Origin of the sequence: Fusibacillus kribbianus, from assembly GCF_030053595.1 — a bacterium.
GTDB classification, from domain to species: domain Bacteria; phylum Bacillota; class Clostridia; order Lachnospirales; family Lachnospiraceae; genus Lientehia; species Lientehia kribbiana.
In genome coordinates this window covers 23,160-37,727 of record NZ_JASGBQ010000028.1, presented here as the reverse complement: position 1 = coordinate 37,727, position 14,568 = coordinate 23,160, and the positions used below count along the sequence as shown (strand labels likewise).

The window sequence follows — 14,568 nt, the reverse complement described above, 5'->3', positions numbered from 1 at the left end:
TCCTATGCTTTTATATTTGTGGTTTGCAGACCTACTTTTATTCTAGCATAGGAGTACTTTAATCTAAAGAACTGCCCTCCCCCTGCATAGCAGGGGGTTTATTTTTACTGTGACACAATGAAAGTGCGTCCGGAATTGTTTCCTGACGCACTTTATCAATGATTCGGATTTACAAATTATGACAGAAAAATCAGAAGTTGCCAGTGTATTATTCCTCCGCATGCACATAATAAGCGTGTAACAAAAAACTACCGAAAAGGAGGTGCTTCACATGTCTGGAAAAAATTCAGGAAGCAATCAGGTAAATGTACCCGAAGCAAGAGAGGCTATGGACCGTTTCAAAATGGAAGTGGCAAATGAGCTTGGTGTACCCTTAAAGAATGGTTACAACGGTGACCTCACCTCTTACCAGAACGGCTCTGTCGGGGGCTATATGGTTAAGAAGATGATCGAGGAGCAGGAAAGACAGATGGCCGGTAAATAAACCGGAAATCTGAATGAGATTCGAAGGAATCTCTGATGAAAAGCCGGAAAGACAGCGCAGAAGGCAGAAATGCTTTTTACGCTGTCTTTCCTTTATTGTGATTTTGTTAATGAAATACTTGATTGCGGGAACAATCCATACTATAATAAAACGTGTTAATCAATCCGGAGAGCGGATTGAAAATACCTAATCGGAATGAGGAAATTCAAATGAGAGTAATCGCAGGGACAGCCAGACGGCTGCCTTTGAAAACTCTGGATGGGCTGGATACCAGACCGACCACAGACAGAATCAAAGAGACACTTTTTAATATGCTGCAGGCAGATGTGGGCGGCAGCCGGTTTCTGGATCTTTTTTCCGGCAGCGGTGCCATCGGGATCGAAGCGCTGAGCCGCGGCGCCAGGGAATGCGTCCTGGTGGAAAACAACAGAAAGGCGGCGGCCTGTATCCGCGAAAATCTGGCTTTTACCCATTTGGCTGAAGGTGCAGAGCTTATGGAATGTGATTCGCTGACTGCCATCCGTCGTCTGGCGGATACGGGAAGTGAAGTTTTTGATATTATTTTCATGGATCCTCCTTATGGGAAAGAATTGGAAAAAGAAGCAATTCTTGCCCTGAGCCACACAAAACTGGTGGATGAGATGACGGTGATCGTGGCGGAGGCCAGTTTGGATACGGACTTTTCCTGGGTGGAGGATACGATTTTTACCGTGACCCGTGAAAAGCAGTATAAGACAAACAAGCACGTGTTTATTTCCATGAAGGAACTGTAGGAGGAGACGCATCATGAGAACAGCCGTATACCCCGGAAGCTTTGACCCGGTGACCCTCGGCCATCTGGATATCATTGAGCGTTCTTCCAAAATCGTGGACAAGCTGGTAGTCGGCGTCCTGCAAAACAGTGCAAAAAATCCGTTGTTTTCTGTGGAAGAACGTGTTACTATGTTAAAAGAGGTGACCGCGCACCTTTCCAATGTGCAGGTCGTTTCCTTTGACGGCCTTCTGGTCGATTTTGCCAGACAGTGCCATGCCGCCGTGGTGGTCAGGGGACTGCGGGCGATCACTGATTTTGAGTATGAGCTGCAGATGTCCCAGACGAACAGGATCATGTGTCCTGGGCTGGATACCATCTTTTTGACCACGGATTTAAAATACGCATATCTGAGTTCCAGCATCGTCCGTGAGGTAGCGCAGTACGGAGGAGATATTTCTTCTTTCGTTCCAGCGGCCATAGCAGAACGGGTGCTGGGAAAATTTAATGGATGATTTGGGAGGAACCGAAAGAATGAGCAGGATCGAACAGTTAATCAGCGAAATTGAGGAATACATAGATGGCTGCAAGGCACAGCCCTTTACCAACAACAAGAAGATCATTGTGGACAAGGATGAGATGGAGGAGCTTCTGGTAGAGCTTCGTCTTCGGACTCCCGATGAGATCAAAAAATATCAGAAGATCATCAGCAACAAGGAGGCCATTATGGGCTCGGCCCAGGAGGAAGCCGGCGGTATCCTGGATGGTGCAAAATCAGAGGCGGACAAGATTCTTGCTGAGGCTCAGGCCCAGGCGGAGGGAATCCTCGCTGAGACAGAACAGCACACGGCGGAAATGGTCAGCGAGCATGAGGTGATGCAGCAGGCTTACCAGCAGGCAGGAGAGATCGTGGATCAGGCTAATGCCCAGGCCCAGCAGATCATCAACGATGCGGTGGCTGATTCTGACAATATCCGTGAGGGAGCGATCCGCTATACGGATGATATGTTAAAGGATCTCCAGTCCATTATCCATCACACGATGGAGCAGATCAGCGAGAAGTACAATGCGCTGATGGATTCACTCCAGTCCACTTACGATATCGTGACCGGAAATCGGAATGAGCTTCAGGTCCCTCAGGCAGAGGCAGCACCTGCAGCTGAGCCGGAACGGATTCCTGCGCCGCAGGCAGAGGATGGTGGATTAAACGCAGACATGCTCGGTTAAAAATACCGGATCAGGATAAATCAGGCGGAGATGCACTGGCATCTCCGCTTTCTGCATAGTGGGCCCAGGTCAATTACAGAATGATCCAGATAAGGAAAAAGGTGACTGATGCCTGCAGAAGCTTCCAGAGAAGATAACGGCGACCGGAAAAGGGAGTCCCTTCCAGGACGCTTATGGTCTGGGCAGCTCCGGAAAGGCCGCCGAAGGCGGCAAAGGAAAAGCACAGTGCGACGGTCAAGGTTCTTGATAGACCGGACTGGACGGTAAAAGCGATTCCTGAGGTCATTTCAAAGATGCCGGGAATCAGGGAGGCAAAAAACGGATTTTTTACCTGCCCCCGGAAAAAATAGGAGAGCATTGTAAAAAACATCAGATAACCGCCAACCTTTGCAATAATGAGAAAGCCGTTCATCATTGCTTTTTCAAAGAGAAGAAAGGCGGAAAGAGACCCGGGCGGCTTTTCTTCGGACATGGGACCGGTACCGGACAGGGATCCCCTGTTCCAAAAGCCGGTAATCAGCCAGCAAAGAACAGGTGGAAGATAAAGCGCAGCCAGACAGGGGACAGCTTCGGAAAGCGACAGCCTCAGCATGCCGGTACAGAGAAAGCCGGTGAGAAACATGGGACTGGGAACACAGCAGAGAACCAGGAGCCTTTTTGCCGAAGCCTCGGAAAGACGCCCGTGTTTCCAAAGATCTGCTATGGTCTTTGCTCCCATGGGATACCCGCAGAACCAGCCGGTCAGAAATGCAAAGGGGGCCGGAGGCAGACGCAGGATCAGCTCACTGGATATGAGGTATCCGGAAAGTACCATGCAGGGCAGCAGGGTCGGAAGAATCGTACAGTACCAGAGGGAGAGCCCCGCAGCGGCGCCGGAGATGGCTTTTGCCGGCTGGAGGATACAGAAAAAAAGCAGAAGAAGCATGCACAGGGGAAATAAGAGTTTTTTCACGCAACAGGGTCCTTCGTTTTTTACAGTTTATGATAGGAGGCGGCCGGCTATGACTGAGCCGCAGAAAGGAGAACATGTGGAATACCGGGAAATAGAAGGAAAAATACCGGAGCCGGTGTTTCGGTATTTTAAAGAGCTGTCAGCGATCCCCAGAGGATCGGGAAATACCAGGGCGGCCAGCGATTACTGTGTCCGCTTTGCAGTGGAGCACGGGCTTTCCTACCGACAGGATGCGGCAGACAATGTGATTATTTATAAAGAAGCCACAAAGGGTTATGAGCATGCGCCGACTGTCATGCTTCAGGGCCATCTGGATATGGTCTGTGGAAAAGATCCGGGGGTAGCCCATGATTTTTCAAAGGATGGGATCCGGCTGATTCTGGATGGAGATGAGCTTCGGGCTGACGGTACGACCCTCGGCGGTGACGACGGAATTGCCGTAGCTTACGCCCTGGCAATCCTTGCATCGGATGAGATTTCCCACCCGAACCTGGAATGTGTGTTTACCTCCGATGAGGAAATCGGTATGGTGGGAGCGGGAAAGCTGGATATGAAAAACCTTCATGCCAGCTATCTTCTGAACCTGGATTCGGAGGAGGAGGGATGTTTCCTGGCCGGCTGTGCCGGAGGCATCCGTTATGATATTCAGGTTCCCTTTGCTTTTGAGAAGAAGCAGGGAACGGCTGTGGCAATCCGGCTTTCGGGACTGTTCGGCGGCCATTCCGGGGCAGATATCCATCTGGGGAGGGCAAATGCCATCATGGTCCTGGCCGGGATTTTGGATGAGCTACTTTTGCATTTTCCGACTCTGGGGCTTATCGGCTTTTCGGGCGGAAGTCAGGACAATGCCATTCCCAGAGAGGGAGAGCTTAAGGTCCTTGTACCCTGTGAGCTGATAGATCAGGTGAGGGATCAGGCAGGTATGATGGAGAAGGTCTTAAAAAAGGAGTATGGGACAACGGACCCCGGCCTTACTCTGACTGCGGAGGTTTCCGTGGAAGAGGATCGGGAGCATTCTGTTCTTTCAGACAGGGAGGCGGCACGAGCGTCAGCCTTCCTTCTCAACCTTCCCAATGGGGTGTTTTCCATGAGCAAAGAGCTTCCAGGACTGGTGGAGACCTCCATGAATGTGGGAATTGTTTCTCTTACGGAGAACGGCCTTTCTGCTTCCTGCCTCATACGAAGCTCCAAAACTTCCGGGAAAAGGGCGTTGAGACGACGGCTCGAAGCGCTCACAGACCTGACAGGCGGAAGCTTCTTTACCTCCGGAGATTATCCGGAATGGGAATTTGTGCCGGATTCTCCTCTTTTGGAGCTTCTTAAGGTGGTTTACAGGGAACAGTATGGGGAGGAGCCGCGGATCGAGACCATTCACGCGGGTGTGGAGTGCGGATTGTTTGCGGCCGGAATTCCTGGCCTTATGGCAGTATCCCTTGGGCCGGATATCCGGGATATCCATTCCCCGGGAGAACGAATGTCGGTTTCGTCTGTGAACCGGGTGTGGAATTTCCTCATTGAAGTATTAAAACGGATAAAGGATGCATAAAGCTTTATAAAACAGTACCGGAGCCAGTCATGGGAAATAGAAAAGCCTCCGGAAATCCCGGATTTTACCTGGGAAGTATTCTTCTGTTGGGAATTCTTCTGGTTTTTATGGTAGATTTTTTTCTGGGGAATCCGTTATATTACCAGCTGGGAGAATATACGGCGGAGGAAGATGCTTTTCGTGCCATGGCATTCGGAGAGGGAAATCTGAAGGAGATCCTTTCCATGGCCGGAGAAAATGGCCTTTCTGCCGGAGAAGCCGCCTGTGCCTTCATGGTTGAGGCAGATTATGACCTGACGGAGGAAAAGGACGGACATTTCACATACAGAAGCTGGCATTCCTTAAAGGAAGCGATAGAAAAAAGAAAGCCGGTGGAGTTTTCAAAGCTTTCCGAGGCTTATGAGACTGTACTTTCCGATATCCGCTGTTTTCCGATACCGAGGGGAGACAGTGAGGAATCCCGGTGTTATGGCTACAGCGATTCCTGGAAGGCGGAGAGAACCTATGGAGGGGAACGGTACCATGAGGGCACGGACATCATGGACATAGGAAACGGCCGGGGGTTCTTTCCGGTGGTCAGCGTCAGCGACGGCACAGTCGAGCATGTGGGCTGGCTGGAGCTGGGCGGCTGGCGGATCGGCATCCGGGCGCCGGGAGGAGCATATTTTTATTATGCCCATCTGGATTCCTATGACCATGAGTTTTTTCCCGGAGAGAAGATAAGGGCAGGACAGCTTCTGGGCTTTATGGGAGATTCCGGTTACAGCCCTGTTCCGGGAACGGTGGGAAATTTTGATGTGCACCTCCACTTCGGAATCTATCTTCGGACAGATCATTATGAGGAGCTGGCTGTGAATCCCTACTGGATTTTGAAATATCTGGAGGAGAAACAGGTAAAATATTCGTATTAGTTTCCTATTTGGGGAGAAATATGGTATACTGAAACAAAGGAAGATTTTCTTTTAACGGGAGTAGAAATATATGAGAATTGAGCTGTGGAGGGAAACCCTCGCACCTTACCACCTGGCTGTGGAAGAACTTTTAGTGAAATTCAATCACATCATCAAAGAATACCGGGAGTCCGGCGCCTATTCACCCATTGAGGCTGTCAACGGGCGGGTGAAGAAGATATCCAGCATCATTGAAAAGGCTCAGCGAAAGGGGATCCCTCTTGATGAGTTTACGGAAAAGATGGATGACATTGCGGGGATCCGTATCATATGCCAGTTTGTGGAAGATATCGAAACGGTGGTCAGGCTGATTCGGAACCGACGGGATATGGAAGTTGTCAGCGAGCGGGATTATATCAATCATATCAAGGAGAGCGGCTACCGAAGCTATCACGTCAATGTACTCTATGAGGTTTATACGGCAAGCGGCAGTCATAAGATCCAGGTGGAGATCCAGATCCGTACGATGGCCATGAATTTCTGGGCAACCATCGAGCATTCCCTTCGTTATAAGTATCAGGAGGCTCTGCCGGAGCTTCTGGAAAAGCGTCTTTCTACGGCGGCGGAGGCGGTGCTGGCGCTGGACTGTGAGATGTCGGCAATCCGGGATGAGATCGTGGATGCCCAGCGTCTGTTCCAGGAAAAGGCTTCGATTGTGGCCGATATACTCAATAATCTTCAGAATCTTTACAGCGGTGATGAGGAATATGAGGAGGCCATGCTCAACATACAGAATGAATTTTATGAGGTTTACCACAATGGATCTCTGGAGGAGCTGGAGGATTTCGGCCGGAGACTGGATAAGCTGGCAGCGGTGAGAAAGGTGCAGGGTCTGCATACCTTATAAGAACGAAAGTGAACAGGTTATGGAATTACCGGAGCGTTACCTGGAGGCCATGAGGCTTCTTCTGGGTGAAGAGGAATTTGATAATTATAAAAAAAGTATGGAAGAGACGGGCTTTCGCGGACTGCGGATCAATCCCCTTAAGGTGGAGAAGGAAAAGCAGGAGGCGGTCTTAAAGGCCGTCTGTTCTTCTGTGACGGAGATGGTTCTCTGGTCCGGTGGCCTGGGCTTTTATTATGACGAAGAAGCGTCTCCTGCCAGGCATCCCTACTATTTCGGAGGGATGTATTACCTTCAGGAGCCCAGTGCCATGGCGCCTGCAGCGTTTCTTTCCGTAAAACCGGGAGACAGGGTTTTGGATCTCTGTGCCGCACCGGGCGGAAAGAGTACCCAGCTGGGAGCAGGGCTTTCCGGCCAGGGACTTTTGGTATCCAATGATGTCAGCGCATCCAGAGCAAAGGGACTTCTAAAAAATCTGGAGCTTTTCGGCATCGGAAACTGCCTGGTATCTGCTGAGGAGCCGGAGCGGCTCCTTGTGAGCTTTCCCGGATACTTCGACAAGGTTCTGGTGGATGCCCCCTGCTCCGGGGAGGGAATGTTCCGCAGAGAATCGTCCATGGCGGAAAGCTGGAAGGAACGGGGGCCGGAATACTACAGTCCCATCCAGAAAAGACTGCTTCTTACGGCATGTAAAATGGTTAAACCGGGCGGCTTTGTGCTGTATTCTACCTGCACGTTCTCAAAGGAGGAGGATGAGGATACAGTGTCCCGGGTGCTGGCGGAAGCGCCGGATATGGAACAGGTGAAGCTTTTGCCGGTTGACGGTATCAGTCAGGGCTTTGACGGATTTTCACTGAGGCTGTTTCCCTGGAGACTTAAGGGAGAAGGACATTTTGTTTCCCTTCTCCGGAAAAAATCGGGGGACGCTTCAACAATTTCTGAAGGCGGGGAGACTTCTTCGGATATGGCTGCCAGACGAAAGAGCAATGAAGTGTTTCTGAAAAAGCAGGAGGCCTTTGCCGCTTTTCGCAGACTGATAAAGGCGCCTTTGGAGGAGCGCGGTTATTACTGGGAGAGAGAAGGGAAGCTTTACCTTCTGCCGGTTCCGCCCGCAGAGCTTCCGGGGATCCGTTTCCTTCGGACAGGCCTGCTTCTTGGGTCCGTCTTAAAAAACAGGTTTGAGCCGTCCCAGGCTCTTGCCATGTATCTCAAAAAAGAAGAATTTGCCAATACAGTGGATTTTGCTTCAGAGGATATTCGGACAGTAAAATATCTGAAGGGCGAGACCGTGGACTGTACGGAGGAATCGGAGGAAGGAAAGAGGCGTTCTCCTGTAGTTTCCGGCAGTGATGGCTGGTGTCTGGTGTGCAGCGACGGCTGGCCTCTTGGCTTTGCAAAAAAAAGCAGAATGACTCTTAAAAACAAATATTATCCCGGATGGAGATGGCAATGATTCAGATACCAGAACATATAAAAGCGGTAATATTCGATCTGGACGGAACCCTGGTGGATTCCATGGGTATGTGGAAGGATATTGATATTGAATTTCTTGGAAGATTTGGAATCCCTCTGCCGGAGGGCCTTCAGGAGGCCATTGAGGGCATGAGCTTTTCGGAGACGGCAGTCTACTTTAAAGAGCGGTTCGAGCTGCCGATGACCCTGGAGGAGATCAAGGCCTGTTGGAATCAGATGGCCATGGATCAGTACAGCCATGTGGTCCCTCTGAAGCCGGGTGTCCGGAACTTTCTCGATTATTTGAAAAAACGGAACATTGCCATGGGAATCGCCACCAGCAATTCCAGAGAACTTGTGACGGCGGTAACTGAAGGACGGAAGATCTCCGGTTATTTTTCCGCCATCACTGTAGGCTGCCAGGTGGCCAAGGGAAAGCCGGCACCGGATGTATACCTGTTTACAGCGGAGCGTCTGGGAGAAAAGCCGGAAAACTGTCTTGTCTTTGAAGATATCCCTGCCGGGATTCTGGCGGGAAAACGGGCCGGAATGACGGTGTGGGCCATTGAGGATTCCTATTCATCGGCGATGCGGAAGGAAAAGGAAGCGTTGGCTGACGCATTTCTGGAATCCTACGATGAAATTAGTCTGGAGGCGTTTGTATGAGGGAGTTTCTTCCCGTCTGTCAGGCAGACATGAAAAAAAGAGGCTGGGATCAGCTGGATTTTGTCTATATTATCGGTGATGCTTACGTGGATCATCCCTCTTTTGGTCCAGCGATCATCAGCCGTCTTCTGGAATCCAGGGGCTACCGGGTCGGCATCATTTCCCAGCCGGACTGGAAGGATGAGGGAAGCATTCAGATTCTGGGAAAGCCCAGGCTTGCTTTTTTGGTCAGCAGCGGAAATATGGATTCCATGGTGAATCACTATTCTGTCTCTAAAAGGCGTCGGGAAACCGATTCCTATACGCCCGGAGGCGTGATGGGAAAACGGCCCGATTATGCGGTGGTGGTCTACTGCAATCTGATCCGACGGATATATAAGCAGGTGCCCATTGTCATCGGCGGCATTGAGGCGAGCCTCAGACGGCTGGCCCATTACGATTACTGGTCCAACCAGGTCAAGCGTTCGGTTTTGATGGATTCCCAGGCGGATCTTTTAAGCTATGGGATGGGAGAGCATTCCATCCTGGAGATCGCAGAGGCTCTGGCGGCAGGAATTCCCGTGTCAGAGATTACCTATGTGGCGGGAACTGCCTTCCGGACAAAAACCCTTGACCGCGTGTATGATGCAGAGCTTCTTCCTGATTATGAGACGGTGAAGGCGGACAAACAGGCTTATGCGGAGAGCTTCCGCACCCAATACAGGAATACGGATCCTATCCGGGGAAGGCGTCTGGCTGAGGGCTACGGAACCCGGGGCTATGTGGTTCAGAATCCTCCTGCCATGCCGCTTTCCACGGAGGAAATGGATGAAGTGTATGACCTTCCCTATATGCGGACCTGGCACCCCATGTACGACGAAGCGGGAGGAATACCGGCATTTTCCGAAGTGAAATTCAGCCTGGTCAGCAATCGGGGCTGTTTTGGAAGCTGTAGCTTCTGCGCTCTGACCTTTCATCAGGGCCGGATCGTACAGGTGAGAAGCCATGAATCCATTGAGAGAGAGGCAAGGCTCCTGACAAAGGAGGCAGATTTCAAGGGATATATCCATGATGTGGGAGGACCGACGGCTGATTTCAGAAGCCCTTCCTGCGATAAGCAGTTAAAGGCAGGAACCTGTCCCGACAGACAGTGCCTGTTTCCGTCTCCCTGCAAAAACCTGAAGGCAGACCACAAAGATTATCTGATCCTGTTAAGAAAGCTCCGGTCGATTCCAGGAGTAAAAAAGGTGTTTATCCGGTCTGGGATTCGGTTTGATTACGTTTTGGCGGATCCGGACGGCACATTTTTAAAGGAGCTGTGTGAGTATCATGTGAGCGGCCAGCTGAAGGTGGCGCCGGAGCACATTTCCCCCAATGTGTTAAAATATATGGGAAAGCCGGACAGCCGCGTATATCTTACATTTGCAGAGAAATATAAAAGGATGAACGAAAGGCTGGGGAAAAAGCAGTATCTTGTTCCCTATCTCATGTCCTCCCATCCCGGCTGTACCATAAAGGATGCGGTAATCTTGGCAGAGTATCTGAGGGACATCGGTCATATGCCGGAACAGGTCCAAGATTTTTATCCGACGCCTTCCACCCTGTCCACCTGTATGTATTACACTGGTGTGGATCCGAGAACCATGGAGAAGGTCTATGTACCGAAAAGTCCCCATGAGAAAGCGATGCAGCGGGCATTGATCCAATATAAGCTTCCGGGCAACCGGGCTCTCGTGGAGGAGGCGCTTAAGCTTGCCGGGAGGACGGACCTCATTGGGTATGGATATAAATGTCTGATTCGGCCGGAGCGGGACAACAGAAGCGAAGGCCGGGAGGCCGGAAAGGCAAAGAACTTTGAGGAAGGCAGAAGAACGCGAAAAAAGCCAACCATACGAAATGTTCATAAAAAGAAAAAGGGTAAGGAGGCGCTTTTATGGAACTGATATTTTTAGGTGCGGATCATGAGGTTACGGGAAGCTGTCACATGGTAAAGGCGGCCGGAAAGAATCTTCTGATTGACTGCGGAATGGAGCAGGGCGAGGATATCTATGAAAATCAGGAGATCCCCGTTGCAGCTTCTGAGATCGATGCGGTGCTTTTGACCCATGCGCATATTGACCATTCCGGCCTTTTGCCCTTATTATATGCAAAGGGATTTCGCGGCGCCGTTTACGCCACGGAAGCCACCTGCGATCTGTGCAGGATCATGCTCCGTGACAGCGCCCACATTCAGGAATTTGAAGCGGAATGGAGAAACCGAAAGGCAAAGCGGTCCGGTGCTCCGGAATATGTGCCTCTTTATACCATGGAGGATGCGGTGGGGCTTCTCGAGCAGCTGGTTCCCTGCGGCTATGATGCGACCGTCACGATTTTTGATGGAATTCAGGTGAGATTTTCCGATGTGGGACATCTTCTGGGATCTGCCAGCATCGAGCTTTGGCTTACCGAGGAAGAGGAAACGAAAAAGCTGGTATTTTCCGGCGATGTGGGTAATCTTGACCAGCCGCTGATCCGGGATCCCCAGTATCTGGATAAGGCAGACTACGTGGTGATGGAGTCCACCTACGGCGACAGAGTCCACAGCGCAGAGCGGGTGGATTATGTGAAGGAGCTTACGGAGGTCTTAAAGAGGACCTTTGACAGAGGCGGAAATGTGGTGATTCCGTCCTTTGCAGTGGGACGTACCCAGGAAATGCTTTATTTTCTTCGAAAGATCAAGACAGAACGTCTGGTGGAGGGTCACGAAGGCTTTCGGGTCTATGTGGACAGTCCACTGGCCGTGGAGGCCACCAGCATTTTTAATAAACATCAGTATGACTGCTTCGATGAGGAGGCAACGGCTCTTTTGAGACAGGGAATCGATCCGATTCAATTTCCGGGACTAACTGTTTCCGTCACCAGCGACGATTCCAAGCAGATCAATTTTGATCCGGAGCCGAAGGTGATCCTGTCGGCTTCCGGCATGTGCGAGGCAGGACGGATCCGCCATCATCTGAAGCACAATCTGTGGCGGCCGGAATCCACGATCCTTTTCGTGGGCTATCAATCGGCCGGTACTCTGGGACGTGCGATCCTGGAGGGCGCTGAAACCGTTCGGCTGTTCGGTGAGACCATCGAGGTGAAAGCGGAGATCAAAAAGCTGGACGGCATCAGCGGACATGCGGATAAGACCGGCCTGTTAAAATGGGTGAATTCCTTTGAACCCAAGCCGAAAAGGGTATTTGTGGTACACGGCGAGGACAGCGTCTGTGACAGCTTTGCCGAATGCCTGAAGGAAGAATACGGAATGGATGCGTATGCTCCTTTCAGCGGGGCCGTTTATGATATGATGGCTGACAGCTTTGTGTCGGAGGGTGTGCGGATCTTAAAGCGGCGTGAAAAGCCTGCTGCCAAGCGTGCCAGCACGGTATTTGCCCGTCTTGTGGCAGCCGGAGAGCGTCTGATGGCTGTGATCCGGAAAAATGAGGGTGGTGCCAACAAGGATCTGGCAAAACTGGCAGACCAGATCAATATGCTTTGTGATAAATGGGAGAGATAACAGTATGGTCAGAGGAGAATACGGCTACGGAAAACGAAAACTGAGGACACAGTTCCTTCTTTGTGCCGGCTGCCTGGTGCTGGTCTTCGGCGCACTTATCATCGGAATTGTGCTGACAGGAACAAGAAAGAACATCTGGACGGTGGGTGCCGTCTGTTCGGTCCTTCCGGCAGCAACCTTTGCAGTCAATATCGTGGCCAGAATGAAGGGGCTTCCCTTAAAAAAGGCGGATTACGAACGGTTTGCGGCTGTTTCAGGGGGGCTTGTGACCGCCTGTGATATGATTTTTACGGCAAACCAGAAGCTGGTGCCCGTGCAGGCGGCAGTGCTTCATGAAATGGGGATCGTCGGATACACGGCTTCAAAGAAGCTGGATGTAAAGCAGGCGGAGCGGGATATGAACGGTCTTATGAAAAGCGTGGGAATCTATTCCAAGATCCAGCTTTACACGGATTATGAGGCGTTCCTGAAGCGGGTGAAGGGGATCACACCTCCTTCCGATGAGGAAAAAAGAGAGGAGCTTGAAAAAAAGCGTCTGGATCTTCTCGTTTATTCCATGTAGGAGCCTGAAAGACAGAAAAAGCCGGGAGGGAATGGTTCATGAGGGAGCTTTTAGTTGGAGCGGAGGGAGCCGGGCAGAGGCTTGACAAATATCTGCAGAAATATATGGCCCTGGCGCCGGGCAGCTTTTTGTATAAAATGCTCCGTAAGAAAAACATTACATGCAACAGAAAAAAATGTGACGGCAGGGAGCGGCTTTCCGAGGGAGATACGATCCAGCTTTTTCTTTCCGAGGAGACCATTGAGAATTTCCGAAGAAAGACCGGAGGGGAGGATGCTTTTCCGGTGACGGAGCTTTCTGTCCTTTATGAGGATTCCCAGGTGCTTCTCATCAATAAGCCTGTGGGAATGCTTTCCCAGAAGGCACAGCCGTCGGATGTGTCCCTGGTGGAATACCTTTTGGGGTATTTGCTCCGAAAGGGAGAGCTTACCATGGAAGCCATGCGGAGCTTTCGCCCTTCCGTGTGCAATCGTCTGGACAGAAATACAAGCGGTATGGTTACGGCAGGAAAAACACCCCAGGCCCTGCGGGAGCTTTCTGCTCTTCTTAAGGAACGAAGGGTGGGAAAATTTTATGTATGCCTGGTGAAGGGCAGGGTAGAAACGGAAGGAAGGCTCTGGGGCTGGCTTACAAAGGACGAGAAAGACAACCAGGTTCAGATCTTAAAGAAGCCGGTTCCCGGAGCAGATGAGATCCGAACGGCCTTTGTCCCGGTCGCTTACGGAAAGGGTACCACCCTTCTGGAGGTGGAGCTGATCACCGGCCGTACCCATCAGATCCGCGCTCATCTTTCAAGCATCGGCCATCCGGTGATCGGCGATACAAAATATGGAGATCCCGTCGTCAACCGACGGTTCCGGGACCTTTACGGCCTCAGATCCCAGCTGCTTCATTCTTACCGGATGGAATTTCCGAAGCTTTCCGGGGCCCTTGCCGGTCTTTCGGAACGAATCGTCTGCGCGCCGCTTCCGGAGCTGTTTCAGAGGATCCTTGTAGATGAGGCAATTACATTACCAGATGATAAGGGAGGCTTTTCACATGGCAACCTGGGGAACAAGAGGGCTCAGAGGGTCCACCCTGGAGGATCTGATCAATCATACAAATGAAAAATACCGGGATATGGGCCTTGCTCTGATCCAGAAGATACCGACGCCCATCAAGCCCATCAATATTGACAAAGAAAGCCGACACATCACACTGGCCTATTTTGATCAGAAGAGTACTGTGGATTATATTGGAGCGGTTCAGGGCATTCCGGTCTGTTTCGATGCGAAGGAGTGTGTGACTACGACCTTTCCGCTGCATAATGTCCATGAGCATCAGATGACTTTCATGGAAGAATTTGAACAGCAGGGCGGAATTTCCTTTATTATCCTCTATTTTACCGGCCTGGATGAGCTTTATTATGTCCCGTTCCGAAATCTGAAGGAATACTGGGTGCGCGGTAAAAACGGAGGAAGAAAAAGCTTTACCTACGAGGAGCTGGACAAAAGCTACCGGATTTTTACAAGGCAGGGGGCCTATGTTCATTATCTGGAAATGCTCCAGAAGGATTTGGAAAGCAGAGATTGACAGATTGTGAGGAATCCGTTATAATCTATTTTGTTTGCTACTTTG

15 protein-coding genes are annotated in these 14,568 nt (G+C 50.9%); 14 read left to right on the top strand and 1 reads right to left on the bottom strand.

The annotated features are described in order from the left end of the window. Positions 1 to 271 precede the first annotated feature (271 nt). From QJ036_RS12390 to QJ036_RS12375, 4 genes are all read left to right on the top strand, one after another. The gene (locus QJ036_RS12390; RefSeq protein WP_283231681.1) at positions 272 to 484 is read left to right on the top strand and encodes an alpha/beta-type small acid-soluble spore protein; all 213 of its coding nucleotides are present in this window, start codon (positions 272 to 274) and stop codon (positions 482 to 484) included. A gap of 182 nt (positions 485 to 666) precedes the next feature. Then, positions 667 to 1,257: a 16S rRNA (guanine(966)-N(2))-methyltransferase RsmD gene (gene rsmD / locus QJ036_RS12385; RefSeq protein ID WP_283231683.1), complete on the top strand. Its 591-nt coding sequence runs from the start codon at positions 667 to 669 to the stop codon at positions 1,255 to 1,257. A 13-nt stretch (positions 1,258 to 1,270) separates the two neighbouring features. After that, positions 1,271 to 1,750, top strand: coding sequence for a pantetheine-phosphate adenylyltransferase (coaD, locus tag QJ036_RS12380; RefSeq protein WP_283231680.1), 480 nt, complete (start codon positions 1,271 to 1,273; stop codon positions 1,748 to 1,750). A 19-nt stretch (positions 1,751 to 1,769) separates the two neighbouring features. Further along, positions 1,770 to 2,462, top strand: coding sequence for a vacuolar family H+-ATPase subunit H (locus tag QJ036_RS12375; RefSeq protein ID WP_283231679.1), 693 nt, complete (start codon positions 1,770 to 1,772; stop codon positions 2,460 to 2,462). Between the two features lie 73 nt (positions 2,463 to 2,535). On the opposite strand, the gene QJ036_RS12370 is transcribed toward QJ036_RS12375, so the two are convergent. Further along, entirely contained in the window at positions 2,536 to 3,414 is an 879-nt protein-coding gene (locus tag QJ036_RS12370; protein WP_283231678.1) for a hypothetical protein, read from the bottom strand. Between the two features lie 49 nt (positions 3,415 to 3,463). Between QJ036_RS12370 and QJ036_RS12365 the strand changes: the two genes are divergently transcribed. The 10 genes from QJ036_RS12365 to QJ036_RS12320 all read left to right on the top strand — a co-directional run bounded on the left by QJ036_RS12365 (position 3,464) and on the right by QJ036_RS12320 (position 14,523). Then, complete coding sequence (locus QJ036_RS12365) at positions 3,464 to 4,960, top strand: aminoacyl-histidine dipeptidase (RefSeq protein WP_283231677.1); 1,497 nt, start codon at positions 3,464 to 3,466, stop codon at positions 4,958 to 4,960. Between the two features lie 29 nt (positions 4,961 to 4,989). After that, on the top strand, positions 4,990 to 5,871 hold the full coding sequence (locus QJ036_RS12360) for a M23 family metallopeptidase (RefSeq protein ID WP_283231676.1): 882 nt from the start codon (positions 4,990 to 4,992) through the stop codon (positions 5,869 to 5,871). Between the two features lie 70 nt (positions 5,872 to 5,941). Next, complete coding sequence (locus tag QJ036_RS12355) at positions 5,942 to 6,757, top strand: GTP pyrophosphokinase (RefSeq protein ID WP_283231675.1); 816 nt, start codon at positions 5,942 to 5,944, stop codon at positions 6,755 to 6,757. A gap of 19 nt (positions 6,758 to 6,776) precedes the next feature. Then, positions 6,777 to 8,207 carry an RsmF rRNA methyltransferase first C-terminal domain-containing protein gene (locus QJ036_RS12350; RefSeq protein ID WP_283231674.1) on the top strand — a complete coding sequence of 477 codons (1,431 nt, stop codon included), beginning with the start codon at positions 6,777 to 6,779 and terminating at the stop codon, positions 8,205 to 8,207. Next, positions 8,204 to 8,872, top strand: coding sequence for an HAD family hydrolase (locus QJ036_RS12345; protein ID WP_283231673.1), 669 nt, complete (start codon positions 8,204 to 8,206; stop codon positions 8,870 to 8,872). The genes QJ036_RS12350 and QJ036_RS12345 overlap by 4 nt, the downstream gene beginning before the upstream one ends. Then, positions 8,869 to 10,794, top strand: a complete 1,926-nt coding sequence (locus tag QJ036_RS12340; protein ID WP_283231672.1) for a YgiQ family radical SAM protein — start codon at positions 8,869 to 8,871, stop codon at positions 10,792 to 10,794. The genes QJ036_RS12345 and QJ036_RS12340 overlap by 4 nt, the downstream gene beginning before the upstream one ends. Continuing rightward, entirely contained in the window at positions 10,785 to 12,389 is a 1,605-nt protein-coding gene (locus QJ036_RS12335; RefSeq protein ID WP_283231671.1) for an MBL fold metallo-hydrolase RNA specificity domain-containing protein, read from the top strand. The genes QJ036_RS12340 and QJ036_RS12335 overlap by 10 nt, the downstream gene beginning before the upstream one ends. Before the next feature lie 4 nt (positions 12,390 to 12,393). Beyond that, positions 12,394 to 12,951 (top strand): hypothetical protein, encoded by a 558-nt coding sequence (locus QJ036_RS12330; protein ID WP_283231670.1) that lies wholly within the window; start codon positions 12,394 to 12,396, stop codon positions 12,949 to 12,951. Positions 12,952 to 12,989: 38 nt separating this feature from the next. Continuing rightward, positions 12,990 to 14,057 (top strand): RluA family pseudouridine synthase, encoded by a 1,068-nt coding sequence (locus tag QJ036_RS12325; RefSeq protein WP_283231669.1) that lies wholly within the window; start codon positions 12,990 to 12,992, stop codon positions 14,055 to 14,057. After that, positions 13,990 to 14,523 carry a Holliday junction resolvase RecU gene (locus QJ036_RS12320; protein WP_283231668.1) on the top strand — a complete coding sequence of 178 codons (534 nt, stop codon included), beginning with the start codon at positions 13,990 to 13,992 and terminating at the stop codon, positions 14,521 to 14,523. Before QJ036_RS12325 ends, QJ036_RS12320 begins: the two co-directional genes overlap by 68 nt. Positions 14,524 to 14,568 lie beyond the last annotated feature (45 nt).